General features: G+C 40.5%; 24 protein-coding genes, 2 tRNA genes and 1 pseudogene. 19 read left to right on the top strand and 8 right to left on the bottom strand.

Going from position 1 to position 25,432, the window contains the following annotated elements:
- Positions 1-3: 3 nt before the first annotated feature.
- Positions 4-1,227, bottom strand: coding sequence for a PolC-type DNA polymerase III (locus tag ACED20_RS06455; RefSeq protein ID WP_294292294.1), 1,224 nt, complete (start codon positions 1,225-1,227; stop codon positions 4-6).
- 130 nt (positions 1,228-1,357) lie between these two features.
- A complete protein-coding gene (locus tag ACED20_RS06450; protein WP_294223777.1) occupies positions 1,358-2,890 on the bottom strand; it encodes a helicase HerA-like domain-containing protein in 1,533 nt (510 codons plus the stop codon).
- A 427-nt stretch (positions 2,891-3,317) separates the two neighbouring features.
- Between ACED20_RS06450 and ACED20_RS06445 the strand changes: the two genes are divergently transcribed.
- The 5 genes from ACED20_RS06445 to ACED20_RS06425 all read left to right on the top strand — a co-directional run bounded on the left by ACED20_RS06445 (position 3,318) and on the right by ACED20_RS06425 (position 7,371).
- On the top strand, positions 3,318-3,920 hold the full coding sequence (locus ACED20_RS06445) for a hypothetical protein (protein WP_294203789.1): 603 nt from the start codon (positions 3,318-3,320) through the stop codon (positions 3,918-3,920).
- A gap of 11 nt (positions 3,921-3,931) precedes the next feature.
- Complete coding sequence (locus ACED20_RS06440) at positions 3,932-4,570, top strand: hypothetical protein (protein WP_294203790.1); 639 nt, start codon at positions 3,932-3,934, stop codon at positions 4,568-4,570.
- Positions 4,571-4,586: 16 nt separating this feature from the next.
- Positions 4,587-5,234: a hypothetical protein gene (locus ACED20_RS06435; protein WP_294203791.1), complete on the top strand. Its 648-nt coding sequence runs from the start codon at positions 4,587-4,589 to the stop codon at positions 5,232-5,234.
- 270 nt (positions 5,235-5,504) lie between these two features.
- Positions 5,505-6,914, top strand: a complete 1,410-nt coding sequence (locus ACED20_RS06430; RefSeq protein ID WP_294203793.1) for a rhodanese-like domain-containing protein — start codon at positions 5,505-5,507, stop codon at positions 6,912-6,914.
- A gap of 157 nt (positions 6,915-7,071) precedes the next feature.
- On the top strand, positions 7,072-7,371 hold the full coding sequence (locus tag ACED20_RS06425) for a co-chaperone YbbN (RefSeq protein WP_294203794.1): 300 nt from the start codon (positions 7,072-7,074) through the stop codon (positions 7,369-7,371).
- Between the two features lie 46 nt (positions 7,372-7,417).
- On the opposite strand, the pseudogene ACED20_RS06420 reads toward ACED20_RS06425, so the two are convergent.
- Positions 7,418-8,169, bottom strand: a pseudogene (locus tag ACED20_RS06420) (nitrilase-related carbon-nitrogen hydrolase).
- Between the two features lie 154 nt (positions 8,170-8,323).
- On the opposite strand from ACED20_RS06420, the gene ACED20_RS06415 reads away from it, so the two are divergent.
- The 5 genes from ACED20_RS06415 (at position 8,324) to ACED20_RS06395 (ending at position 11,384) form a co-directional block, all read left to right on the top strand.
- Positions 8,324-8,764 (top strand): DUF6646 family protein, encoded by a 441-nt coding sequence (locus ACED20_RS06415; protein WP_294203796.1) that lies wholly within the window; start codon positions 8,324-8,326, stop codon positions 8,762-8,764.
- Between the two features lie 104 nt (positions 8,765-8,868).
- On the top strand, positions 8,869-10,230 hold the full coding sequence (gene rseP, locus ACED20_RS06410) for an RIP metalloprotease RseP (RefSeq protein ID WP_378103887.1): 1,362 nt from the start codon (positions 8,869-8,871) through the stop codon (positions 10,228-10,230).
- Positions 10,231-10,309: 79 nt separating this feature from the next.
- A tRNA-Asn gene (locus ACED20_RS06405) sits at positions 10,310-10,383 on the top strand.
- Between the two features lie 194 nt (positions 10,384-10,577).
- Positions 10,578-10,651: transfer RNA gene (locus ACED20_RS06400), tRNA-Asn, on the top strand.
- Between the two features lie 103 nt (positions 10,652-10,754).
- Positions 10,755-11,384 carry an SOS response-associated peptidase family protein gene (locus tag ACED20_RS06395; RefSeq protein WP_294236620.1) on the top strand — a complete coding sequence of 210 codons (630 nt, stop codon included), beginning with the start codon at positions 10,755-10,757 and terminating at the stop codon, positions 11,382-11,384.
- 219 nt (positions 11,385-11,603) lie between these two features.
- Here the strand turns inward: ACED20_RS06395 and ACED20_RS06390 are convergent, their stop codons facing one another.
- Positions 11,604-11,843, bottom strand: a complete 240-nt coding sequence (locus ACED20_RS06390; RefSeq protein WP_294203801.1) for a hypothetical protein — start codon at positions 11,841-11,843, stop codon at positions 11,604-11,606.
- Between the two features lie 267 nt (positions 11,844-12,110).
- Between ACED20_RS06390 and ACED20_RS06385 the strand changes: the two genes are divergently transcribed.
- Positions 12,111-14,636, top strand: a complete 2,526-nt coding sequence (locus ACED20_RS06385; protein WP_294236622.1) for a DUF5686 family protein — start codon at positions 12,111-12,113, stop codon at positions 14,634-14,636.
- A gap of 397 nt (positions 14,637-15,033) precedes the next feature.
- Here the strand turns inward: ACED20_RS06385 and rpmA are convergent, their stop codons facing one another.
- Together rpmA and rplU are read right to left on the bottom strand one after the other, a co-directional pair.
- On the bottom strand, positions 15,034-15,291 hold the full coding sequence (gene rpmA / locus ACED20_RS06380; RefSeq protein WP_027387413.1) for a 50S ribosomal protein L27: 258 nt from the start codon (positions 15,289-15,291) through the stop codon (positions 15,034-15,036).
- A gap of 28 nt (positions 15,292-15,319) precedes the next feature.
- Complete coding sequence (gene rplU, locus ACED20_RS06375; RefSeq protein ID WP_146940402.1) at positions 15,320-15,709, bottom strand: 50S ribosomal protein L21; 390 nt, start codon at positions 15,707-15,709, stop codon at positions 15,320-15,322.
- Between the two features lie 179 nt (positions 15,710-15,888).
- Here rplU and ACED20_RS06370 point away from each other — a divergent pair, with 179 nt between their 5' ends.
- Together ACED20_RS06370 and ACED20_RS06365 are read left to right on the top strand one after the other, a co-directional pair.
- Positions 15,889-16,776, top strand: a complete 888-nt coding sequence (locus ACED20_RS06370) for a metalloprotease (protein WP_294229138.1) — start codon at positions 15,889-15,891, stop codon at positions 16,774-16,776.
- Between the two features lie 113 nt (positions 16,777-16,889).
- Positions 16,890-17,981 carry an acyltransferase family protein gene (locus ACED20_RS06365; protein ID WP_294236624.1) on the top strand — a complete coding sequence of 364 codons (1,092 nt, stop codon included), beginning with the start codon at positions 16,890-16,892 and terminating at the stop codon, positions 17,979-17,981.
- On the opposite strand, the gene ACED20_RS06360 is transcribed toward ACED20_RS06365, so the two are convergent.
- On the bottom strand, positions 17,978-18,220 hold the full coding sequence (locus ACED20_RS06360; RefSeq protein WP_294203812.1) for a hypothetical protein: 243 nt from the start codon (positions 18,218-18,220) through the stop codon (positions 17,978-17,980). The genes ACED20_RS06365 and ACED20_RS06360 overlap by 4 nt on opposite strands.
- A 326-nt stretch (positions 18,221-18,546) precedes the next feature.
- Here ACED20_RS06360 and ACED20_RS06355 point away from each other — a divergent pair, with 326 nt between their 5' ends.
- From ACED20_RS06355 to ACED20_RS06340, 4 genes are all read left to right on the top strand, one after another.
- Positions 18,547-19,128, top strand: a complete 582-nt coding sequence (locus ACED20_RS06355; protein WP_294321975.1) for a tRNA-(ms[2]io[6]A)-hydroxylase — start codon at positions 18,547-18,549, stop codon at positions 19,126-19,128.
- 11 nt (positions 19,129-19,139) lie between these two features.
- Positions 19,140-19,757 carry a DUF502 domain-containing protein gene (locus ACED20_RS06350; RefSeq protein WP_378103925.1) on the top strand — a complete coding sequence of 206 codons (618 nt, stop codon included), beginning with the start codon at positions 19,140-19,142 and terminating at the stop codon, positions 19,755-19,757.
- Between the two features lie 160 nt (positions 19,758-19,917).
- Positions 19,918-21,003 carry an NAD(P)/FAD-dependent oxidoreductase gene (locus ACED20_RS06345; RefSeq protein ID WP_294220261.1) on the top strand — a complete coding sequence of 362 codons (1,086 nt, stop codon included), beginning with the start codon at positions 19,918-19,920 and terminating at the stop codon, positions 21,001-21,003.
- Position 21,004: 1 nt separating this feature from the next.
- Entirely contained in the window at positions 21,005-22,162 is a 1,158-nt protein-coding gene (locus ACED20_RS06340) for a pyridoxal phosphate-dependent aminotransferase (protein WP_378103882.1), read from the top strand.
- Positions 22,163-22,300: 138 nt separating this feature from the next.
- Here ACED20_RS06340 and ACED20_RS06335 read toward each other — a convergent pair whose 3' ends face one another.
- Positions 22,301-23,521 carry a PQQ-dependent sugar dehydrogenase gene (locus ACED20_RS06335; RefSeq protein WP_378103880.1) on the bottom strand — a complete coding sequence of 407 codons (1,221 nt, stop codon included), beginning with the start codon at positions 23,519-23,521 and terminating at the stop codon, positions 22,301-22,303.
- 109 nt (positions 23,522-23,630) lie between these two features.
- On the opposite strand from ACED20_RS06335, the gene ACED20_RS06330 reads away from it, so the two are divergent.
- Both ACED20_RS06330 and ACED20_RS06325 read left to right on the top strand, forming a co-directional pair.
- Positions 23,631-24,005, top strand: a complete 375-nt coding sequence (locus tag ACED20_RS06330; protein WP_294236628.1) for a BlaI/MecI/CopY family transcriptional regulator — start codon at positions 23,631-23,633, stop codon at positions 24,003-24,005.
- Positions 24,002-25,429, top strand: a complete 1,428-nt coding sequence (locus ACED20_RS06325) for a M56 family metallopeptidase (protein WP_294236630.1) — start codon at positions 24,002-24,004, stop codon at positions 25,427-25,429. The genes ACED20_RS06330 and ACED20_RS06325 overlap by 4 nt, the downstream gene beginning before the upstream one ends.
- Positions 25,430-25,432 lie beyond the last annotated feature (3 nt).

The raw sequence follows: 25,432 nt of genomic DNA, 5'->3' as shown, positions 1-25,432 counted from the left end.
AAACTATTTGGGCAGCGGCAGGGTCTCAAAATCTCCACGCAGCAAGGCCAGCTGCAGTTCGTTTATCATATCCGCAGACTGGTAGAGCAAATCGATTTTCAATTTGTTAAGCTTGTTTAATGTCTGGATTTGCGTAAACAGTTCGTAAAAACCGTATGACATAACTTTTCCGTTTTCAATAATCAGGAATAATTTTTCGCCCAGCTTTCTGCCCTGTCCAAGCCAGAGCTCATTCCGTTTTTTGAAATCAATTTTCTTTTTGAACTGATCAATATTCTGGTATTCTTCAAACCTGCCGATAAACTGCACGGCTTTAGAACCCTGCGTAAACGATCTGAACTTTAAAATCGGTTTTTCCAGCTTATTCAGCTTGTTTTTTTCTACCTGGTATTTTCCGTTTCTGTAATAAAGGCCGAAAGGCAATGTTTCCTTTTTCTTAACTCCTTTTGAGCTAAGGATCAGCTTCGCAATAATATCCGTTCCCGTAAGCTCATAGTTGATCTGCTCAACCTCTCTCTGGATAAGCTCCCATTTTTTTGATTTTGAATTGAAAACGTTTTTAGAAAACTTGTTGACATCCTGAACATGATCCGAAAAAATGATTTTTCCGGCTTCACTCTGAAAATAAACAAAACCTTTTTCATTCGGAAGATCCTGCGTCAGTATCTTAATCTTATTGATGTAGGTCTTGGCATTGGTTTCTTCATGCTGCTTCTGGATAATTTCGTTTTCGGTATCTTTTGCAATAAGCAGTTTAAACAATTCCAGTGTCGCCCTTGCGTCGCCTTCCGCCCGGTGAGCATTCGTCAGCGGAATTCCCAGAGATTTGACCAGTTTCCCAAGGGAGTAGCTCACCTCATCAGGAACAAGTTTTTTGGCAAGAGGTATTGTATCCAGCGTATTGATTTTAAACTCATATCCCAACCGCTGAAAAGACTGCCTGAGCATGCGGTAATCAAAATCGATGTTGTGTCCTACCAAGGTGGTATTGGCTGTAATTTCGACGATCCGGCGGGCAATTTCATGAAATTTCGGGGCCGTCTTTACCATTTTAGGAGTAATGTTCGTCAGTTTCTGTACGAAAGGCGTAATATCGCTCTCAGGGTTTACCAGCGAAATAAACTGGTCGACGATTTTCTGGCCATCATAACGGTATATCGCAATATCGATAATGCATTCTTTTCTGTAACCTGCACCATTACTTTCTATGTCAATTATGGAATACATTTAATTTTATACAATCTTCTTTTTTAAATTAACGACAAACGCTTTTTATTAAAGTATGCGGATATATTTGCACAACTTATGCCAACAGATGTTAAAAAACGGTCTAATCCTGCTAAAATAGTAAAAATATTTATCTTCGTCTCCCGCCAAGGCCCAGCATTCCCAGAATCGCTTTTGCCCCTTCTCGCATCAGCGTGCTGGTAAATGTTCTTCCTGCCTTACTCTGAAGGATTTGCTCAAACATTCCCGGCTCTTCTTTCACAGGCTTGGTTTTCTGGCTACGGGAGGCTTCCGCTTCCTGTGATGCCTGCTCCATCCTTTTAACCAGCATTTCGTAAGCCGATTCATTATCCACTACTTTTTCATATTTGGCGACCAAAGCAGAGCGGCCGGTCAATTCGGAGATTTCCGCATCGTTGAGGACATCCATCCGGGACTCGGGTGAAATCAGGTATGTGTGTACCAGCGGCGTCGGAATTCCCTTTTCATCCAGGGCCGTAACAAACGCTTCACCTATTCCCAGGTTTTGTATCAAGGTTGACGCATTGTAGAAATCTGTGGTCGGATAATTTTCTACCGCTTTCGAGATTTCCTTTTTATCTTTTGCCGTAAATCCTCTCAGCGCGTGCTGAATTTTCAGTCCCAACTGTGAAAGAACGGACTCCGGAACATCTCCGGGAATCTGCGTGATGAAATAAATTCCCACTCCTTTTGAACGGATCAGCTTTACCATTGTTTCGATCTGGGCAACCAAAGCTTTGGAAGATTCGTCAAATATCAAATGGGCTTCATCAATAAACAAAACCAATTTAGGCTTCCCACTATCACCTTCTTCAGGAAACGTCATGTAAATTTCAGCAAATAGTGAAAGCATAAAGGTTGAAAACAGCTGCGGTTTGCTCTGGATATCTGCTACCCGAAGGATATTCACCACTCCTTTTCCGTCTCTGGTCTGAAGCAGATCGTGAACATCGAAACTCAGCTCTCCGAAGAAAGCTGAAGCACCCTGCTGTTCCAGAGCAACGATAGACCTTAAAATAGCCCCAAGTGAAGCCGATGCAATAGATCCGTAATTGGAAGACAGTTCCGCTTTTCCCTGCGGATTTTCAGTAACGTATTGAAGGACTTTTTTGAGGTCGTTCAGATCAATCAGCGGAAGGCCTTTGTCATCGCAGTATTTAAATACAATCGACATGATGCTTTGCTGCGTTTCATTCAACTGTAAAATTTTACTTAGAAGTACCGGGCCGAATTCAGTAACGGTGGCTCTGAGCTTTACCCCCCTTTCCCCGGAAATAGTCATTAATTCTACAGGGAAAGCCTGCGGTCGGTAAGGCAGCTGTGTTTTGGCATACCGTTCCTGGATGGCCGGATTTTCCGTTCCTGCCTCAGCAATTCCCGAGAAATCGCCTTTGATATCCAAGACCAGAGAAGGAATTCCCTGATGGGAAAGCTGTTCTGCAAAGACCTGCAGGGTTTTAGTTTTACCCGTCCCCGTTGCTCCGGCAATAAGCCCGTGGCGGTTGATGGTCTTTAGGGGAACGGTAACATTTACTTCCTGAACAACTTCTCCATCCAGCATGCCCTTACCCAATATAATATGATCTCCTTTCGGATTATACCTTGCATTTAATTCTTCGATGAATTTTATTTTATCTGCCATTTGATTTTTTTTACCTTATAAATATAAAGTTTTTAAAAAATAGTTGCGAAGAAAATATATTCCACGAGATTATATCCGTACCATTTTTTTAAAATTACTTCTAAAACATCAAAATCAGCCGCATTGCTATTCTTAGCATATTAATATTTGAGGTAAAAACATGACTTTTTTCAGTAAAAAATTAAAATAATATTAATTTTTCTAAGAAATCTGTTATCGAATTAATTCTACACTGCAGTAAACAAATAAATTTCAAAAAGGGCATAAACATGTATGTAAAGTACAATTGTGAAAAAAATCAATAGGAAAAAGTGGGTTCCATATCAAAATTAAGTGAAATAACATTGCTAAATCACTCATAATTAACAATTTGGACTTTTCATAAAAAGTGATATATTTGCAGCCTAAAAAATACTTATTAACTCACATGAAAAAAACACTATTATTTGCAATCCTGTGCGTTTCCAAATTTTTGTTCGCCCAAGTAGGGAATGTTGGTATAAATACGAAAACTCCGCGTGTCAAGCTTGATGTTGCCGGAACTTACAAAACCGGAAAAATTATCTCCGGAACGATCCCATCCGTTACCTCTGTAGAGAAAGATCGCTACCTTTTGCTCAACCACACTATATCCGATAATACAGTGCAGAAAATTAATCCCGGACAGGCAAATGCCCCGGGGATTGCCAGTATCATTACATATTCATTAAACAACGTAAACGGTGACTGGGTAGAAAATTTCAATACTAAGATAAACTCAAACGATTATTCTCTGATGGTGCTGTCCGCCTATTTTAATCTGGATCTTTACGGAGGAAACATCGCAATTCCATCTTATGGAGTAAAAAGCGTAAATAACGAATGGCAGATTTACGCAGACTATTCTCAGGTTGCTCCTCAATCAAACGGCGTGTGGACCATTGTATGTGCAGTATACCCTAAAACATATGTAAAAATATTCCCTGAACACGGACCTTTTAACCTTAATGGCTCAACCACAGGATCAGACAATGCTCCTATTCTCCCATAAATATTAATACTATGAAAAAGAATTTCTTATTTATCTCCTTATTACTTTCAGGATTAGGTCTGGCTCAGGTCGGCATCGGTACGCAAACACCTACTGAAAAGCTTCAAGTGGCGGGAAGTGTGGCCATTGGACAATCCGTAACCATCGACCCGACAGCTTATGTGAATAATACATCAGGCTTTACTATTTTAGGAACCGACCCTCTGTCTTCTACCGTAGGCGGAAAAGTGCTGGCTATAGAGACCCTTTATACCCCTCTTATCGTACAGCCCTATTCTATCAGCAACATCTACAGGGATGACCTTAATGATATAAATCTCAATATCCCTAACGATAAATACTTTATTACCATTGCCAATTTTGAAGCCATTCCGTCATCCGGAAATAACGGAATTTATTCTCCCGTGGCCAACCCTGACAGCAATACCAACAGAGGTCATTTTACCATTAAGGTTTTTGAATCGGGACAGAGCTGGCATGTCAACATCGGTTATCCTACGCTTAATACGCAGAACACTACGGACCGGTACACCTACAATTTCGATATTATCATCTATTCAAAAAGATTTTTTAAAAACCTTGGAACTATAAATGTTGACTTTAACGGATCAAACAACGGATCCGCTACTGCAGCACCAATTGGAATCTAATACACCATACATTATCATGAAAAATATTTTAGCCATAATCGCCTTGGTAGGTAATTTTTTAATCCTATCCGCTCAGACAAATGGAGTAGGAATCGGTACCACAACACCGACGCATACCCTGGAAGTGAACGGAAACACCAAACTCAGCGGAAATCTTTATTTTGAAGATCCGGGTACCTATACCGGAAGCTCCGCAGGTTCTTACTTTCTGGTAAGGGATAACAGCGATAATGTAATCAAAAGATATGTGCCTGCCACTTCCGAGTTTAGTGCCATCAACAGTACGGTATATTTTATAACCAATATCAGCACAAGTGGTGTGACCAATTTTGATACCGGTATCCCGGCAAGCAAATATTATGTTGTGATCGGAGGATTTATCGTGAGGGGGCAAAATAACGATTCCAATATAAATATTACCCGCCCAAACAATCTTGGGGATTATATCCCTCAATATTCAACCCGGTCATTCGTACAAAACGGAACCTGGAGAATACAGTTTACACCGAACAACGGGCGTATATTCGACCGCGTTCCTGAAATCCGTCTCAGTATCAGTGCTTACCGTAGAGATATGCTTACTACGATCAACAATCAGATCAGCTATGATATGAATGCTGTAACTACAGGGACAGCTTCAATACCTGCACCGGTATTGCCGTAACACATCAGAAAAATTCTATAAAACAAAACATCGGAAGTTTCCGGTGTTTTTTTTGTGTTTTCCTCATTTAAAATGGAAGAATTTATTTTTTGCAAATTTTGCCATTAAGAGTGACGAGCTGTTCCTACAAAATTATTTGTAAAATATAAAGCAGTTTGCGCTTTATAGATTTATTCTATCAATATCCATTTTTTATTTTTGGTGGTATTAAAAAAATAAACACGATTTTTGTATTTCAAATAAGAAACATTAAACGGATACAATCACAGAATGAAAGTTGAACAAATATACACAGGATGCCTGGCCCAGGGTGCGTACTACATCGTATCCGAAAATGAAGCCGCGATCATCGATCCGCTCCGGGAGGTAACACCTTACCTGGACCGGCTGGAAAAAGACAAGGTTACTTTAAAATATATCTTTGAAACCCATTTTCATGCAGATTTCGTCTCGGGACACCTGGATCTCAGCAAAAAAACCGGCGCACCCGTGGTATACGGACCTACAGCTCAGCCGGAATTTGAAGCCATTATTGCAGAAGACGGCCAGATCTTTACCATCGGAAGCATAAAGATAAAAGTACTTCACACGCCCGGCCACACAATGGAGAGCACCACTTACCTGCTGATTGACGAGAATGGAACGGAAACCGCTATTTTTACGGGGGATACTCTGTTTTTGGGAGATGTAGGAAGGCCTGATCTTGCCCAAAAAGCAGGAAGCCTCACACAGGAAGACCTTGCAGGAATATTATATGAAAGCCTGCAGACGAAAATCATGCCTTTGGACGACAGTATTACGGTATATCCGGCACATGGCGCAGGTTCGGCATGCGGAAAAAACATGCAGAAAGAAACCGTAGATATCCTGGGTAATCAGAAAAAGACGAATTATGCCTTAAATCAGCCGGATAAAGCATCTTTTGTGCGAGAAGTGCTGGATGGCTTAACTGCTCCTCCAAAATATTTCGGGATGAATGTTGCCTTAAATAAAGGAGGCTACGAAAGTCTTGATATCGTAATGGACAAGGGACTTACACCGGTTTTGGCAGAAGACTTCGAAGCATACGCGGAAGAAACAGGAGCATTGATTTTAGACACGAGAAATCCTGGCGATTTCTGGAAAGGATTTATCCCGAATTCCATTAATATCGGGCTGAAAGGTGATTTTGCTCCTTGGGTAGGCACGCTGATTGTCGACGTAAAACACCCTCTGCTATTAGTTGTGGAAGAAGGAACCGAAGAAGAAGCCATTACAAGACTCAGCCGCGTGGGCTTTGATAATGTCCTGGGTTATCTGAAAGGTGGTTTTGAAGCATGGAAAAACAGCGGTGGAGAAACAGACGAGATACACAGAATTTCTCCGGAAGAATTTTCACAACAGTTTACAGCAGATTCCAAAGTGATCGATGTTCGTAAAATATCAGAATATTCTGCGGAGCATATCGATAATGCCTACAATAAGCCTTTAGACACAATAAGCGATTGGGTGAAAACCATTAATGGTGCCGAACATTTCTTTCTTCACTGCGCAGGAGGCTATCGGAGTATGATTGCGGCAAGCATCCTGAATTCGCATGGCATCCGAAATTTTACCGAAATAGAAGGCGGCTTCGGTGCCATTAAAAAAACGGAAAAGTTTCCGACCACGGATTTTATCTGTCAGTCAAAAGTAATTTAAAATGGAATTATTTTTGCAATAATTCGTATGCATAACAAATTCAATACACTTTAGTTTGTAAAACGTATTTAAAGCACCTGTCTGATAAGTTCGGATATTTTAAGTGATTTAAATTTTATAAACTAAAGTGTTTCTTTTAATTAAAAACCAATATTCTATGTCACAAAAATTTCAGGAAATTATTGATTCAGAAAGGCCGGTACTGATCGACTTCTTTGCTACCTGGTGCCAACCGTGCAAAGTACAGTCTTCCGTTTTAAATACCGTAAAAGAAAATGTTGGTGAAAATGCCAGGATCATTAAAGTGGATGTAGACCAGTACCCGGCATTGGCCAGTCAGTATGGCGTCCGGGGAGTTCCTACCCTTGCAATCTTTAAAAAAGGAGAAATGCTATGGAAAGAAAGCGGCGTACATGACGTGAATACTTTAACGCAGCTTTTAAAACAATATACTTAAATACAAGAGTAAGGCTGAGGCAAAAATTGATCCTCAGCCTTACTTTTTATAACTCAATCGAGAAAGAATCGCGATCGTTCAGAAACCGGAAATGGTTCCTGAATTCTTTAAGATCTTCCAAATTAACTTCCGCTGTAACGAGATTACCCTTTTTCTCTGATATCTCCGTTCCGTCTGCAAAAAAACAATGGGAGCTTTCCTGGTAAAACAAACTATTTCCATCGGTCCCGATCCTGTTTAACCCGAAAACAAAAGCCAGGTTCTCAATAGCCCTTGCCTTCAACAGATGTTCCCAGGCTCCGACCCTTTTTTCAGGCCAGTTGGCTACGTACAGAATAGCATCATAATCGTTATTGTTTCTTGCGAAAACCGGAAAACGCAGATCATAGCAGACCTGCAGCAATATCCTGAACCCTTTATAATTTACAATACCCTTTCTTTTCCAGGGGCATATACTTTATCTTCCCCTGAGAAAGAAAACAAATGCCTTTTATTATAAAGGTCAATATGGGAATCCGGATGCACAAAATACATCCTGTTGTAAAAAAGGCCATTATCTTCTACAGGAGCACTTCCACAGAAGGCCGCATTTTTTTCTTTCGTCATTTTCTTAAGGAATTCCAGCGATTCCAGATTCCGGTCGGAGACTTCCGAGGCATCCATGCAGAAGCCCGTCGAAAACATTTCCGGGAGCAGGAACAAATCCGCTTTCTGATTCTGCAGTTCTTTTTCAATACGCTGAAAGTTTTCCGTTTTATTTTTCCAGACAATATCCAGATTCAGTCCTGTAATCTTCATAAACTTTGTTAAAAAACTTCCCTAAAAATACGATTTTTCATTGATTTCGGTTTTATTTTTGTTGCGGATGTCGTAAACTGCAAAAGTTTAAACAAGTTTGGTATTGATACGGCATTTATCTTTTAGCTAAATAATAATATTAAAAAATAAATTTATGAAGAAACTGTTTTTTATGCTGATACTCATTTTCGCCGGCACTGCTGCTGATGCTCAGGCCTGGACGGGAAAAGGAGACCAGAAGATCAATGCCGGGCTCAGCGCCTGGGGATACGGAACAGGAATTACCGGGACCTATGACTACGGACTGAACAGCCTGATTTCCGTAGGAGCCGGGCTGAATGTTTATTTCGATAATTATAAAGACAGCAACGACGAAAACAGGGTTTTTGCTTTCGGAAGGGTAAATTTTCACCTGAAAAACGCCCTGCAGCTGCCGGAGAAGCTGGATATTTATCCGGGCGTTGACGTGGGTGTTGTGGGCAGGAATTTCGGGCTTGGGGCACACATCGGCGCCAGATACTTTTTCACCGAGAGAATCGGCGTTTTCGCCGAAGTCGGCAACAATGGCAGTCTCGGGGTTTCCATTAATCTGTAATACATTATGGCTTTATATGACAAAGCTTCCCGTTTCGGGAGGCTTTTTTATTTGGCATAGTTTTGAGAATTGTTACCTTTGCAAATTAAACTTAAAAAGCATTAATGGAAATAGCAATCAAAATGTTTCAATTTATATTGAGCATTTCTATCCTGGTCATCCTTCACGAGCTTGGGCATTTCTTACCCGCCAAATGGTTCAAGACCAAAGTTGAAAAATTCTATCTTTTCTTCGATCCGTGGTTTTCTCTGGTAAAGAAAAAAGTGGGCGAAACCGAATATGGGATCGGCTGGCTTCCTTTCGGGGGTTATGTGAAGATCGCCGGAATGGTGGATGAAAGTATGGATACCGAACAACTGAAGCAGCCTGCACAGCCTTGGGAATTCCGTGCGAAACCGGCATGGCAGCGACTGATCATCATGTTGGGAGGAGTTACGGTAAATTTTTTCCTGGCGTGGATCATCTATACCTGCCTTTCTTTTTTTAATGGAGAAGTATATGCTGATCTTACGAAATTCAACAACGGAGTCGGCGTAACGGAAGCCGGTAAAAAAATGGGATTCCAGAGCGGTGATAAAATCATTAATATCGACGGAAAACCTGCCGAAAGACTGGATAATGCCTCTATCAATATTCTTTTAGGTGATCATGTAACGGTACTCAGAAACGGAAAGGAAGTTACTTTCCCGATTGAAAAAGAAGGAGTGGCAGAAGTTTTAAAGCAGAAAGAAGCTAAATTATACATCACGCCACGATTCCCGATGATTATCGATTCTTTAGCAAGCCCGTCTTCAAAAGCTTCAGGCCTGGCAAAAGGCGATAAAGTAATTGCAGTGAACGGGAAACCAACTCCTTTCTTCGACGAAGTAAGCTCCGTATTATCTGAAAACAAAGGAAAGACCATAGCTATTGAAGTGTTAAGAAACGGCAAGCAGGAAACTTTGAATGCAGCCGTTGACAAAGACGGTAAACTGGGAGTAGCAATCAATCAGAAATTGATGGCCAATGTTATGGCTAACGTTACTACCAATAAAAAATATTCTTTTGGAGAAGCCATCCCTAGAGGTTTTGAAAGAACCATCGAAGCTTTAACCATGCAGGTGAAACAGTTCAAAATCATGTTCAATTCAAAGATCCAGGGGTATAAAAATGTAGGTGGGCCTATTGCCATCGTTAAAAACATGCCGGTAGACAAAGGTGCAGACGGAAGTATTTCCATCAACTGGGCCGCCTTCTGGAGCTTTACAGCCATGTTCTCCGTATGGCTGGCATTTCTTAACTTAATCCCGATTCCGGGACTGGACGGCGGGCACGTACTTTTCACTTTATATGAAATGATTGTCGGAAAGCCGGTTCCTCAGAAAGTATTGGAAAACGCACAGATGATCGGCGTTATCTTCCTGTTAGGCTTGATGTTAGTGATTTTCGGAAGTGACATTTTCAAGATCTTTGCAGGAAAATTATAACATTTTTCAATTTTAATAAAAAATATTTGCAGGGTATAAATATTCGTCCTATATTTGCACCACTTAAAACAAAGGACCTTCCTCCTTAGCTCAGTTGGTTAGAGCATCTGACTGTTAATCAGAGGGTCGCTGGTTCGAGCCCAGCAGGAGGAGCAAAAGACTTACAGCAATGTAAGTCTTTTTTTATGGCTAAAACCGAATATTTTTTATAAATTTAATTGATTGATAAATAGCGGAATAAGCTACAATCACCGATGAATAGAGGAAAAATATCAATATTTTTAAAATAAAAATTTGTGTAATCATAATATTCATATTATATTTGCACCACTCCAATAGAGGAAAATTCCTCCTTAGCTCAGTTGGTTAGAGCATCTGACTGTTAATCAGAGGGTCGCTGGTTCGAGCCCAGCAGGAGGAGCAAAAAGACTTACAGCAATGTAAGTCTTTTTTATTTATGATACCCCTCCTTCACTGTTGAAGTGCGGTTTGCATATATTTTGCACCTCTTTATAAAATTTCATATGTGTTATAATTTCAATAATAAAAAAGTAAGTTTACAGAAAGCGGTAGAGGATCTTGAGGCGGAAGGATATGAAGCGGAAAACTTTGTACTGAACGGCAGCATCAACGCATTCACCAAACAGACCGCTCCGACTATTCCAGCCGTGGTTAATTATAACGGAATTGTTTTAATGAATACCTTCTGGGGCGTTAAAGAAAATCCGGACGTTCCTACCAAGGGTAAAAACCTGCAATCTGAAAATACCCATACTTATTACCGGAAAATCGAAAAGAACAGATGTCTGATTCCGGCATCCTCCTATTTTGAGCACAAAAGCATTTATATTCCAAGCAGGAAAACCCCGGCAAAGGCAAAGCATGAAATGTTCTGGAAAGACAAAGCACAATTTTACATCGCAGGATATTTTGATGTGTATGCCGATGGTAATTTAGGATTTGGCCTGGTAACCACACTTCCTAATCCGGTACAGGCGAAAATCCACGACCGGATGATTATCACCCTTGACGCAAAAACAGGAAGAGAATTCCTGGAGCAGGAGCCCATCGAAAAATTCCAGTTCCCGAACTATTCGCCTGAGCTGGAATACATAAACCTGGAACCGGAGAAAGCTCCGAATACTTTATTTTAGCAGAAATCAGGTTAAAAGGCAGGAGAAAGACACTGGAAATTTCTTCGGTGAATGTATTATTAAAAGTTTAAAGAAAAAATTCCAATTAAAATTCCTGGTCACTTTCTCGCTTTACCAATTGTTTTCTTCGTCAATTACTGAAAACAAATTCAATGCTGCCGGATTCATATTATTTTAAATTCATACAAATTAAAAAAGCCCTTTGAGAAGGGCTTTCTGTTATATAAAAAACGGGGAAGCGGAAGATGGATCCGTTGTCGTATGAACCGTAATAATGCTGTTCTTCAGCAATAAAGCGGGAAACATCGTACCGGAACCGTCCTTTTCAAAATAAATCCCTTTTATATTCAGGTCATCGGTTAAAGCTTCGGTAATTTCCATATGAATCTTTTTGAAATATTCTTCATTGTCAAATTCCAGGGTTACTTTTTCAATCGGGGTTTTGATTTCTATTTTCATAATATATAAAGTTTATAGTTTGTGATCGCAAAGAGCATGCATTAAATCGAAATGCTCACTGGATGATACAAAATACAAGCCTAGCCCAACAGAATCTCAATTATATTCTTTATTTTATGAAACAGCGGAACATAGACCGCCCAACCATCGCCTTATTTCCTTACCTTTGTGGCTTGGCATTTACTTCCTTTCGAATGTAAAGATTATTAATGCAGCGCAATAAATCTGCATACTTTTTGTTTATGCCATAGCTTGAATAAACAACAAATGCTAATTAGTAACTCCAGATATTACCCCCTGTTTTTTTTACTGTTTTTTACCGGATGGGCGCATGCCCAAAATACAGCCAGCGGAAAAATTGTAGACGGGAAAACCAATAAACAGATCAGTGGTGTGGAAATATTCATCAATGAGAACGATAAACCTGCCTTAACGACTACCTCCGGGAATTTTATGGTGCAGTCCGACACCATTATTTATAAATTAAAATTTTTAAGGAAAAACTATTCTTTAGAAACCATAGAGGTCACTCCTGAAAACGCCGTGAATATTTTTGTAAAGCTTGCCCAGGAGAAAGTAAGCAGCATTCAGGAAGTCGTTATCCACAATGAAAAACCGAAATACAAAAACAAAAAGGAGAATCCGGCCTATGCGATTATGCAGAAGGTCTGGGAAAGGAAAAGAAACAACGGACTGGATAAATTCGATACCTATACTTACAAAGAGTATGAGAAGATCCAGTTTGACGCCAACAATCTCGATAGTGCCTTCATGAAACGGAAAATCTTCAACAAGCTTGAATTTATTTTCGATTATAAAGATTCCACGGCAAGCGGAAAATTAGCACTCCCGGTGTTTCTCAACGAAGCGGTTTATGAAAGTTACGGAGAAAACAGGCCGGCAAAACGAACCAAAAAGCTTCTTGTTGCTCAGAAAACTTCCGGTTTCCAGGACAACCAGATCATTACTTTAACAGCCAAAAACCTATACCGGGACATTAATATTTACGACAATACCCTGAATTATTTCGACATCGGCTTTCCAAGTCCGGTTGGAGAAACCGGTTTCAGCACGTATGATTACAACCTGATCGACACCATTTCGATACGCGGAGAAGAAGCTTTTAAAATTCGCTACCAACCCAAAAGAACAGAAGTCCTTGCGTTTCAGGGCTATCTATATATTGATACCGATAGCTATGCCGTTCTGGGAGCTACCCTGAAATCCACCCAGAAAATCAACGTCAATTTTATTAATGGGATTTCAACGGAACTGGAATACGATAATCCTGACGAAAATACATTTTTACCCCGAAAGGTAATCACGGAAATAGAAATGACGCCTTTTTCCAAAAAGAAAAGTGCGAAAAGCATTGTCGCCAAACGAACCGTTGATTATTCTGAATACCAGTTTAACAAGCCGCTGGAAGATAAAATTTTCAAAAGGCAGGAAGCGGAATATGAAGATAAATTCGTAGAAAAAGATGATGCCTATTGGGTACAGGCAAGACCGGATTCTTTATCGAAAAGCGAGCAAGGCGTATATGAAATGCTGGACAAGCTTCAGCAGACTCCGAAATTCAACAGGATTGTAAAGCTTTACGAAACATTGGCGTCCGGTTATTACCACGTAGGTAACGCAGTAGATTTGGGCCCTATTTTCTCTGTTTACGGAAAGAACGAGGTAGAAGGCGATCGGATAAGAATTGGGGCAAGAACGTACTTTACCAGAAATGATCCTTGGAGGCTTCAGTTCTATACCGCATACGGCTTTAAGGACCATCAGGTAAAATACGGGGCCGAAGCAAGATATATGTTCAACAGGGTAAACCGGTTTACGATAGGCGCCGGAACACGAAGAGACATTCTTCAGCTTGGGGTTCAGCTGACCAACGATGACGGAATTATGGCCAGAACTTTTGCTTCTTCCACTATTTTTGCCAGAGGAGAAAATGCTTCTTTAAGCTCGGTAAACCAGACCAACGTTTTCACATCAATCGAGCCTTGGAAAAACATCCAGATCCGGCTGGACGGAACCATGCAGAGCATTAAATCGGCCAATCCATCAGGTTTTAACCTGATGTATTATAAAAACGGAGATTTGAGAAAGACGACCAACGATTCCCATTTCACCTTAAGCCTGATCGCCAGACCGGGTGCTAAATTCTCACAAACCGGATTGGACCGTACCGAACACGGAACACTGGCACCAACCATTGTACTGAAATATACGAAAGGAGTGGAAGGATTATTCGGATCGGATTTTAACTATAATAAATTGCAGTTCCTATTTTATAAACCGATTCTGATTGGAAGCTGGGGTAAACTGATGCTGAACTTTGAAGCCGGAAAAAATTTCGATACCGTCCCGTTGGCTTTACAGAATGTAATCCCGGGAAACCAATCATACAGTCTGGCGCAGAATACTTTCGCCCAGCTTAATTATTATGAATTTGTTGCGGACACTTATACTACCCTTCATTTAGAGCATCATTTCAATGGAAAAATACTTTCGTTTATCCCTCTGATCAAGAAATTAAAGCTAAGGGAAATTGCATTTATCCGGGGCGCTTACGGAACCTTGAGTGACGCTTCAAAAGCCATCAATGTAGAAGGATTTAAATACTCCGCGCCCAGTGAACACATATACTACGAATACGGTTTCGGAATCGAAAACATCGGCTTCGGAAACCTCAGAATTTTCAGAGTAGATTTCAACTGGCGGGGAAACTATCTCGATCGTCCGGATATTTCAACCTTCGGCATAAAAGCTGGGTTCCAGGTAAACTTTTAAATACTAAACTCCTTCGGTTGAAGGAGTTTTATTTTTATTTAGCAATCACACGGAGTGTCTATCACCGCATTTAAGCAATGAGCCTTTTGCCAAGGTGTCCACGTACACCATTCAGCACACCAGTTTGCAAGGGGTGGACAATTCCCCGCTCCACCGGCAATGGTCTTCAGTTCTTTCTTAGTTAGTTTTTTCAAATTTTTCATAATAATTCGTTTTAATTTGCTGCCTACTCTATTTGCTTTTCGGCATCCGCAGGATATTGATTATTTGATAGTTTCAAATATATAAATATTTCCCTTTAGATTGACTAATTACAAAAAATTTAACTTTTTAACCAGAAGATGGGCATAAAAAAACCTCAGCATCTGCTGAGGTTTTGATTTTATAAAACGCCTGATTATGCGTTTGCTTCTACAGATACAAAAGATCTGTTGTTTGCTTTCTTTCTGAAAACTACTTTACCATCGATCAAAGCAAACAAAGTGTGGTCTTTACCGATACCCACGTTTGCACCCGGGTGGTGTTGCGTACCTCTTTGTCTAACGATGATGTTTCCGGCAATAGCCTCCTGACCACCGAAAATCTTTACTCCTAATCTTTTGGAGTGAGATTCTCTACCGTTCTTGGAACTACCAACTCCTTTCTTATGTGCCATTTTATTTTAAGGTTTTTTGGTTTTACAATTATTCTGCGCTTTCGGTTGCCTCAGCGTCAGCTTTTTTAGTTGTCTTTTTAGCAGGTTTTTCTGCTTTCTGAGCTCCTTCAAATCCTGTAATACCAGTGATCTGAATCTGAGTTAAAGATTGTCTATGACCGTTTTTCACTTTGTAACCTTTTCTTCTTTTCTTTTTGAAAACGATTACTTTATCAGCTTTTACGTGATCCAGGATCTCTGCTTCTACAGTGATTCCGCTTACAGCTGGGGCGCCTACCGTGATTGCTCCGTTTACAGTAAGAAGTACTTTATCAAAAGATACTTTACCTCCTTTATCTCCTGCTAAACGGTTTACAAACAGCTTTTGGTCTTGCTCAACTTTGTATTGAAGCCCTGCTATTTCTACAATTGCAAACATTGTTTATAAGATTTTTAGTTATTTCGAGGTGCAAATATAAGAAATATTTTCTAATCCATTCAAATTCAACCCAATCTTTTTTAAAATAAAATTTTAACTATGCTCTGAATAATTTATCACAATAAAGTGATATTTTGTGACGTTAAAATGAATAACTTCGTTAAACAAAATATTTATATATGAAAAGAAACTTCTATTTCCCAATCTTATGGGGAGCTATTGCCGCACTCTCATTATCGGCATGTAACGACGACAATATAGAAACGCCCGTACAGCCTGAACAGCAGACGGAAAACCTCAGAATCGACCAGCCCAATGCTCTTGAAAAAGTGTGTTATTATGTAGACCAGAATTGGAGCTCTTCGGCAGTTCTTCTGACTTCACTGCAGAATACTGCGGATACAAACTTCATGAATGCACAGATGACGAAAATCGCAGGTTTGTGGGGAAGGAGCAATCCGACGCTGAGATTCGTAAACGATCCGTCGAATTACAACTCCACCTACAATGCGATTTCTTATTCTACCGGAAAGATCTACTATGGCTATGCCATCTATTATGACGCGAAATCAAAAGGCGGGGACATCGTCAATGCCATGATCCTTTCCCATGAATACGGACATCAGCTGCAATACATTTTCGGATTGCCTTCCGTAACCGAATCTACGGCCAGACCAAACGAACTGGAAGCCGACGGCTTTGCAGGATACTACCTTAGAAGACCGAATGGCTACAACCAGACTAGTTTCGCACAGATTGCTGCAGCCTACGAATTTGCCCAAAGCATCGGAGATTACCAGACGAACAGCCCGGGGCATCACGGGACACCCCCGCAGAGAAGGTCTGCCGTACGTTTGGGATTCCTTTTAGGACAATATGACCTTACTGCTTCGGCCTTCGATTATAATTTCTTCTATTATTACCAGGGTGTACTGAACGGAACTTATAAAATGGCAAAAAATTCAAAATACCCTGAGCTTGATGCGTATATGAAGCAGTATCTGGATGAGATCAAAAAACTTCAGACCGGCGAAATTTCTGCTGAAGAATTTAAGAACTTAAAGTAATCATCATTTTTGAAATATCTTTTCTTGAGAGGCAGGGCATGGTTCCTGTCTCTTTTTTCTTTATCCTTAAATTCAGAAAGTTTATTTACTTTTGAGCCATCATATTTGTATCCATGAACCGAGACCTTTATATTGACTTCGCCAAAGGACTGGCCACCCTTTCCATTATATTCATTCATACCGCGTTTTGGTCGGGACAGTTTTATATTCTTCCTGAAGTACGGGTATTTTCCCTGGTTTTTGATGTGGCATTATTTTATGCGCTCAGCGGGATTACTTCCGGATCCAACATTGAAAAAACACTGTACAGATTGCTGAAACTGCAAATCACCTACATGATTTTCGTAACCCTGCTGTTCTTTCTGGATTATTTCTTTAAAGTTTTCGGGCTGACATTTTTTTCGCTGGAGTGGCTGCAGAATTTTTATTCTACCTTCGGATCCAAATATGCAACCACCAGCATTTCCACCGTTCCGCAATGGGAAAACCTGGGCAACTGGTATCTCCACCAATACACCAATGCAGATACCTTTCCGGTTGTGATGGGAAGCTTCTGGTACTTGAAGGTCTATTATATCCTAACGGTTTTCGGCGTACTGATCCTAAGATTTTTTCCGAAGCATATCCATTGGTTTATCGCCCTTTGTGCCGGGCTGACTTTACTATTCAATATTTTTCCGGAAATCTATCCGTCGGGGCAGGTGGGCTATGTCGCTTTTTATATGACGATTTTCCTCATAGGAAACAGGATGAAAGGCAAAAAGATACCTGCGAAATTCATCCCGGTTTTATACGGAATGGTTGCCACAGCTTTGGCCGGAATGTTTATCTTTTACGGTAACGATGTATTTTTTAAAATCAATAAAAATAAATTCCCGCCACAGATCCCTTACATTATCTGGACCTTATTTTCTCTGGTAACCCTCTTTGTCTGCTACAACAGATTAAAGGTCACAAAAGAAAACTTTGTGACCTATATTGGTAAAAATGCTATATTCTTTTATTTCGCCCAGGGAATAAGTTCTTCGTTAGTTTATTTTATAGTAGTTCCCTTGAAAGAATATATGTCCTGGTGGGTTCTTATGATTCTAATCTACGGGATTAATATCATGCTTGCCTTCATCATTTCCGCCGGCTTGAAAAAAGTGGATCAGGCGGGATGGAAAATCCTGGAATTTCTGAGAAAGAAAACAGCTGCCGGTTAAGCCCTGCTTCTTCCGTTTCTTGCGATCAGTGCAATAATGATGATCAGAAGAATCGCTCCGCCGATAATGTACATCGGGTCAGCATACCATTCTGTAGTTGTCGTTGTTTTTTGTTCCGTCGTTACGGCTCCGCCACCGGCACTCGTTTCCTGAGCAAAATTAAGAACAGACATGAACATCGTAAACATCATTAGTAATAAGGTATTCACTCGGGATTTTAAATAAGTAATTGTTTCCATTGCTGATATTTTTTTGTTTGGTTTTTTAAGTACTAACAAAAAAAATACCATCCGGTTGAAATATTTTAATCGCAATTTAATTTTTACTGTAAATTTTAAAGCACACATAAGTTTATTTCGCTTTTATTTAACTACAACAGATTTATACAAACGATATAAGTTTGCTTTAAATTAAATAAATCATCTTATTCTTCTTCTAATTGCCATATGCTAGCTGATTATTATATAAAATATTCGATGGCTTATGATACATTAGTTTTAACGGACTCGTAAATAATCTTTAATTGTATTGCAAATTGTTTTAATTTTACACAAAATTTTAAAACATGTTTAAGTTGAAACTTCCTACTGATCCAAGGTGGGCAAATATTGCAGAAGAAAACATTGAAGAAATTTTAACAGACCATGCCTGGTGCGAACAGAAAGCCGCAACTAATGCAATCGGACTGATCACCATGCTGCCGGAATATCCGGAAATGGTAACCGAACTTCTGGCCATTGCGCAGGAAGAACTGGAGCATTTCGGACAGGTGCACGAGATCATTAAAAAAAGAGGTTACACATTTGGGCGTACCCGGAAGGATGATTATGTAAACGAGCTGGTTCAGTTTATCCAGAAAGGCGGAAACAGGGACGACCTTATTATTGATAAAATGCTTTTTGCCGCCATGATTGAAGCGAGAAGCTGCGAAAGATTTAAAGTGCTTACCGAAAACATTAAAGATGAAGAGCTGAAGGTTTTTTACAGGGAACTCATGATCTCCGAAGCCAATCATTATACCACTTTCATCGGATTTGCCAGACAGCTGGGCGATGAGCAGAAAGTAAATACAAGATGGGAAGAATGGCTGGAATATGAAGCCAAAGTCATTCGGTCTTACGGAAAAGGAGAGACCATCCACGGATAAAATAAAAAATGTTGAAAAAACCGACGTTTGAAAATATGACCAATTTTTTCCTGAAAAACTTCTTTCAGGGATTAGTGATCATCGGCCCGATCGGGCTGACGATCTTCGTGATATGGTATGTGGTAACGTCGATAGACAACATCATCCCTTCCGTAGCCCGCGAAATTCCGGGACTGGTTTTTATTTCTACCATTTTAATTACGGCTTTGCTGGGATTCCTGGGAAATAAATTCGTGGTCGGAAAGTTCTTCTTCGATTCCATGGACAGGCTGCTGGAAAAAACGCCTGGCGTAAAACACATTTATACCCCGACAAAAGATGTTATGTCTTCCTTTGTGGGAGATAAGAAGAAATTCAATGATCCGGTATGGGTAAAAACCAATGAAAACCCTGAAATATGGAGAATCGGTTTTTTAACCCAGAAAGAAATGGCCGATGTAGAGAAACACAATTACGTTGCCGTATACCTCCCCCACTCTTACGCGATCTCCGGATGGGTTATCGTGACGGAAGAAAAAAACATCAAGCCTGTTGTGGGAATGACGGCAGCTTCCGCTATGAAATTTGCGGTGAGCGGCGGTGTGGCAGGATTCCATTCCGATGACAATATTTTTAAAGCACCGGAATAGATGTTTCCAAAAGATAATATCGTCCTGACATTATCTACTTTCAATCATTTTGGCTAAAGGCCACTTTTCTTTTCATTAAAATTACTTTGCCAGGCATCGTTTTATAAGTTTTAATGAAAAATTACATCCTACAACAAACAAAAACCAACAACCAATAAAGATGGGCAGAGCTGCAATCATAGGTGCCGGCGTATCCGGACTGAGCATGGCGAATTATCTGGAAAAAAACAAGATCGACTATCACCTTTACGAAAGAAGAACTCCAAATGACCTGAAAGGACACGGATTCATTCTTCCCAAGGAAGGCATCGAATTTCTTTCCAATATCATCAACATCGACGACCTTTACGCAAAGGGAAGTTTTCTTAAAAAGTATATTCATTATAACCAGTCGGGAGAAATTATTTCCGAAAAAGATCTGGATGATGTGTTTGTCGTTTCCAGAAGCGCACTGATCGAAATCCTGGCAAAAGGGGTTCCGGCGGATAAAATATCCTACAATTCCACTGTTGCCCTGAACGGCTTTGAAAATGGTAAAGCCCAGATTACCCTGGACGGCAGCCAAACCCTGGATGCTGATATCGTGATTGCCTCAGACGGTTCCAGAAGCCGCATCAGAAGAACGATTTTCCGGGATGAAACCATGAAAGCCGTGCTGGAAAATGAAGTGGTGAATATTATCGAAAACGAAACATTGGCGGGAGAAATTGAAAGCAATTTTCTGAAATTCCATCATGAAAACGGAGGACTTACTTTTGGTGTTCTAAAGCTTTCTCCATCTAAAATCCTTTGGTATTGCCAGTTTGATATCACTAAATATTTCATTAATGAAGATTACACCGCAGATTGCATCAGACAGTTTATGCTTGACCATTTCGGCGACTGGAATCCCCTGATTTCCTCCATCATTGAAGGTTCCAGCTATGAAAATGCCCATATCTGGCGCGTGTATGAGCTGGAAAAACTGAATCCGTTCTATCATCAGAACATAGTATTCATCGGTGATGCAGCGCATCCGCTGATTCCGTTTACCAGCCAGGGTGTAACTTCTGCTCTGAAAGATTCCTTTACCTTAACCAATCTTCTGGGTAAAGGCAACACCCTTCAGGAAACCTTCAGGGAATACGAAGAAGAAAGAAGACCTGAAATCGATATCCATATCGCCAATGGAAGGGCTTTGCTGGAGCAGTTTCTCCTGCCGCTTCACGAACAACCGAAAAATACTTTACCCATTTCATACAAATAAGATGTTTACAAATAACGATATCAATTTTGAAGCCCTTAAAAGAAAGGCCTATAACGGCCGATGGGCAACCCTTGAAGACGGAATCATCCCTTTAACGGCCGCTGATCCCGACTTCAGAATGTCCAAAGAGATAGAAAACGGGATTATTGAATATATTAAGGACGGTTACTTAAGCTACGGCCCGTTCTCCGGAATCCCGGAATTTAAAAAAAGCGTGGCCGAACACTTTAATGTTGAGAAAAAAGGAAGCTTTATCCCGGAAAACGTACTGGCCGTAAACAGTGCCGCCCAGGGAATGTTCCTGATCGCCAAATACGTCCTGAATCCCGGTGATGAAGCCATCATCTTCGATCCGGTGGATTTCCTGTTTAAAAAGACCGTGGAAGCCGTTGGCGGAAATATAAAATTATGCGCCGTCGATTCCAAAACCGGTGATATCGATTTCGAGATGCTGGTTTCCCTGATTTCCCCGAAAACGAAGCTGATCAGCATCTGCAACCCACACAATCCGGTGGGAAGGGTTTATTCTAAAGAAATTCTTAAAAAGATTTCAGAAATTGCCGCTGCCCACGACCTATGGGTAATGAGTGACGAAATCTGGAGCGATATTGTATACGATCGGAGAGAATTCAACACTTATTCTTCCGTTTCGGAGGAAGCAAAGAAAAAAAGCTTTACGGTTTTCGGATTTTCAAAATCTTTCGGCATCGCAGGCCTGAGGATCGGTGCCGTTCTGTGCAACGATCAGGAATTGTTGGATGACTTTACTGAGAAATCACAATTTAACTCTACCATCGAAGGGGCTTCTACCTTATCACAAATCGCAGCAAGTGTTGCGATTGACCGGGCTAAACCGTGGTTCAACGATTTTCTTACCCATTTGCAGCACAACAGGGATCTGGCGCACAGCATGCTGAACAACTCCGGGATTTTAACGCCTAATCTTCCGGAAGCAACCTTCGTGATTTTTCCAAAAATTGAAAACGGAATGTCGAGTGACGAATTTGCCCTGCACGTTTTAAAAGAAGGAAAAGTAGCTATTGTTCCCGGCTCTGAAAGGTGGTTCGGAAAAGGTGCGGAAGGACATATCCGGATCTGTTTCTCCACTTCTCAGGAAATTCTGACGGAAGGATTGAATAGATTGATCAACAGCTTTTAATAAAAACTATAAAATAAATGAGTCCGGGCACAATCTACATTCTCCCCGGACTTTATTATTTACTGATCGGATTATTTTTTCATCAACAATATTCATTTGATATTTGAGAACTTCAGTTGTGTTATTAGCCGAAGAAACTTATTTTTTAGAAATTTTATACAGCTTTCCACTGTCGGTAACCGCATACAAATTTCCGTCACTGCCATTCAGGACATCGCGAAACCTTTCGTTTTCATTTTCCAGCAGGCGCTCTTCGCCGATCACTTTGTTATCTTTCATCATGATCCGGTTGATGTGTTCCCCGCTTAGGCAGCCGATCATCAGGTTTCCTTTCCATTCTTCTATGTTTCCGGTATAAAAAGCAACGCCGCTTGGTGAGATTACCGGGTCCCAATAATAAACAGGCTGTTCCGTACCAGCTTTCTTTGTGGTTCCGTTGTTTATTTTCTGCCCGGAATATTCAATACCGTAGGTTACATCGCCCCAGCCATAATTTTTTCCCGGCTTAATCAGGTTGATCTCATCACCGCCTCTCGGCCCCATTTCGACATCCCAGAGATTTCCGTTCGGATCGATGGCCATTCCCTGCGGATTCCGGATGCCGTACGCGTAAATTTCGGGTTTAAATCCGCTCTTGCCGATAAAAGGGTTTCCGGGTGCAGGTTTGCCGTCTTTGGTTATTTTTAAAATTTTTCCTAAATAGTTATCGGTTCTCTGGGCATAAACCCGGGTCTGCTTGTCTGATCTTTCGCCTGTGCTTACAAAAAGATTTCCATCTTTATCAAACGCCAGCCGGCTGCCGTAATGCTTGTCGCCGTCATAAGTCGGGGTAGCCCGGAAAATAACCTGCACTCCCGAAATATTTTTCAGATCCGCAGAAAGCATTCCTTTTCCTACAGCAGTGTGATTTCCCTTCTCATAAGGCTCAGAAAAGCTGAAGTAGATCATGCGGTTGTTGCTGAAATCCGGATCCAGGGCTACATCGAGCATACCGCCCTGCCCTTTGGTATCCACTTTCGGAAAACCTTCGATTTTGGAAATCTGTTTTCCGTCGGCTGAAACAATGTTCATATAGCCTCTTTTATCCGTAATTAAAAACCGTCCGTCAGGCAGGTTAATGATTCCCCAGGGCTTTCCGAGATCTTTACTCAAAACTTCCACATGGTAAGGCGTTGAGGTTTTCACCGCTTTTATCCTAGTCTGTCCGGCAAAGGCGGGCTTATATTCCGGAGAGTTCGGCTCTTTCGTTTCTACGCTGCCATCTTTTCCCAGCTTTTGAGCATTAAGTTTGTTGTCTTTACACGAAGATAAAATAAGGAACAAACTGAAGGCGGAAATATAAAATTTATTGAAATTCATATCATTAGATTTGGTGGTTGCCGGAATGGATGGAAAAATAATGCCATAAAAATTTGGTATTTAAAATATTTACTCTACATTTGTAGAACAAATTATCAATCCGTAGAATATGAAAGAAATAAAACTTACCGATTCCGAAAAAGACCTCATGGATATTCTTTGGGAAAAAGAAAAAGCATTCATGAAAGATATCCTGGAATCTTATCCCGAGCCGAAACCGGCGACCACCACCATTGCCACGCTGCTGAAAAGAATGCAGAATAAAGATTTTGTCGGCTATAGATTGTATGGAAATTCCCGCGAATACTTTCCGAAAATAGCGAAAGGGGAATATTTCAAAGAAGAAATGTCTTCCATGATTGACCGTTTTTTCAACAGCTCCGTCACCCAGTTTGCTTCGTTTTTTACTTCGAATGCAAAGCTTTCCCAGAAACAGCTGAAAGAACTCCGTGAAATTATAGACCGTCAAATTGATGAAAAATGATTATCCTTTTTAAAATTATCGCGTGCTCTACCTTGCTGATTGCGTTTTATTACAGTTTTCTGCAGAAAGAAAAAATGTATCGGTTTAACAGGATCTACCTGCTTTTTTCGCTGTTGTTTTCTTATACAGTTCCTTTTATCTCGGTCAGTATGGAAGCTCCGAAACCATTAAACCGTTTACAGACAACCTTTGAAGCCACTCAGCAGATAGTAAACCTTACTCCAGAACAGGACAGATTCGACTGGATTACCGGTATCCGGATAGCCTATGGGATTATAACCTGTATCTTTTTAGGCAGGATGGTGGTTTCATTGGTGAAAATCAGAAATTTAAAAGGAGAAAAGATCATTTACCGCAACCAGGAAATCTTGATAACGGAAAAAGCGACATCTCCTTTCAGCTTTTGGAAAACGATCTATTTGGGAAAAAACTATTTCATTGGTCACCAAATAGATACAGGAATTTTCCTTCACGAAAAAAGCCATGTTGACCAAAGGCACAGTATCGATCTCATGATCGTTGAAATAATCAAAGCATTCACCTGGTTCAATCCGGCAGTTTATTTTTATAAAAAAGCCATCCTGATGAATCATGAATTCCTGGCGGATGAATCGGTCCTGAAGAATCATTTTAATGTAAAAGAATATCAGAATTTAATATTGGATGAAATTATTTCATCCCAAAACTATAACCTTACCCATACCTTCAATTTTAAAAATACCAAAAAACGATTTATTATGATGAACACCAAGAAGTCCAAATGGGCACAAGTGAAAAAAGCCATCAGTGTTCCTGCTTTACTGATTGCTTTCGGATTATTTGCTGAAAAAACCTATGCCCTTCCGATTGAAAAAATAATTCAGGAAACACAGAAAAAAATTTCAGGCAGTGATCTCAGTCCGGCAGTACAAATTCAGGAAGATAACAGTACAGAAGCCATAAAATACGATAGGCCTGAAGCACCTGAAATTCCTGAAGAATTAACCGGAAATACCACTGAAGAAAAAAAGATTCAGGATACCATCCGGCCGAAAGAAGGTAAAAACACAAATTCAGACCGGCAAAGCGTATCCGGCACAACCCATGAAGCCATGAACAATTCCTTGCAGGACGAGCCGACGGTGCTTCCCCAATTTCCGGGTGGGATAAATGAAATGAGAACAAGAGTTTCAAAATCGTTTGACGGTTCCAAGCTGGAAGCTGGAAAACCGAAAGGCTTATTAAAAGCGGATATTCTGTATACCGTTAATGCAAACGGTAATGTCGTGAATGTAAAAGTCGCAGGAAATAATGAGTCTTTTAATAATGAAGCATTGATCTCATTTAAAAAAGCCAATGAAAATGTCATCTGGAAGCCTGCTGAAAAAGATGGAAGACCTGTGAATTACGCCATGCGACTGCCTTTGACCATGTCATTTGAATAAACA

It is taken from the genome of Chryseobacterium sp. sg2396 (assembly GCF_042610505.1).
In the GTDB taxonomy this organism is placed as follows: Bacteria; Bacteroidota; Bacteroidia; order Flavobacteriales; family Weeksellaceae; genus Chryseobacterium.
Note: the sequence above shows the minus strand (reverse complement) of the source record. Positions and strands in the feature narration are given on the sequence as shown.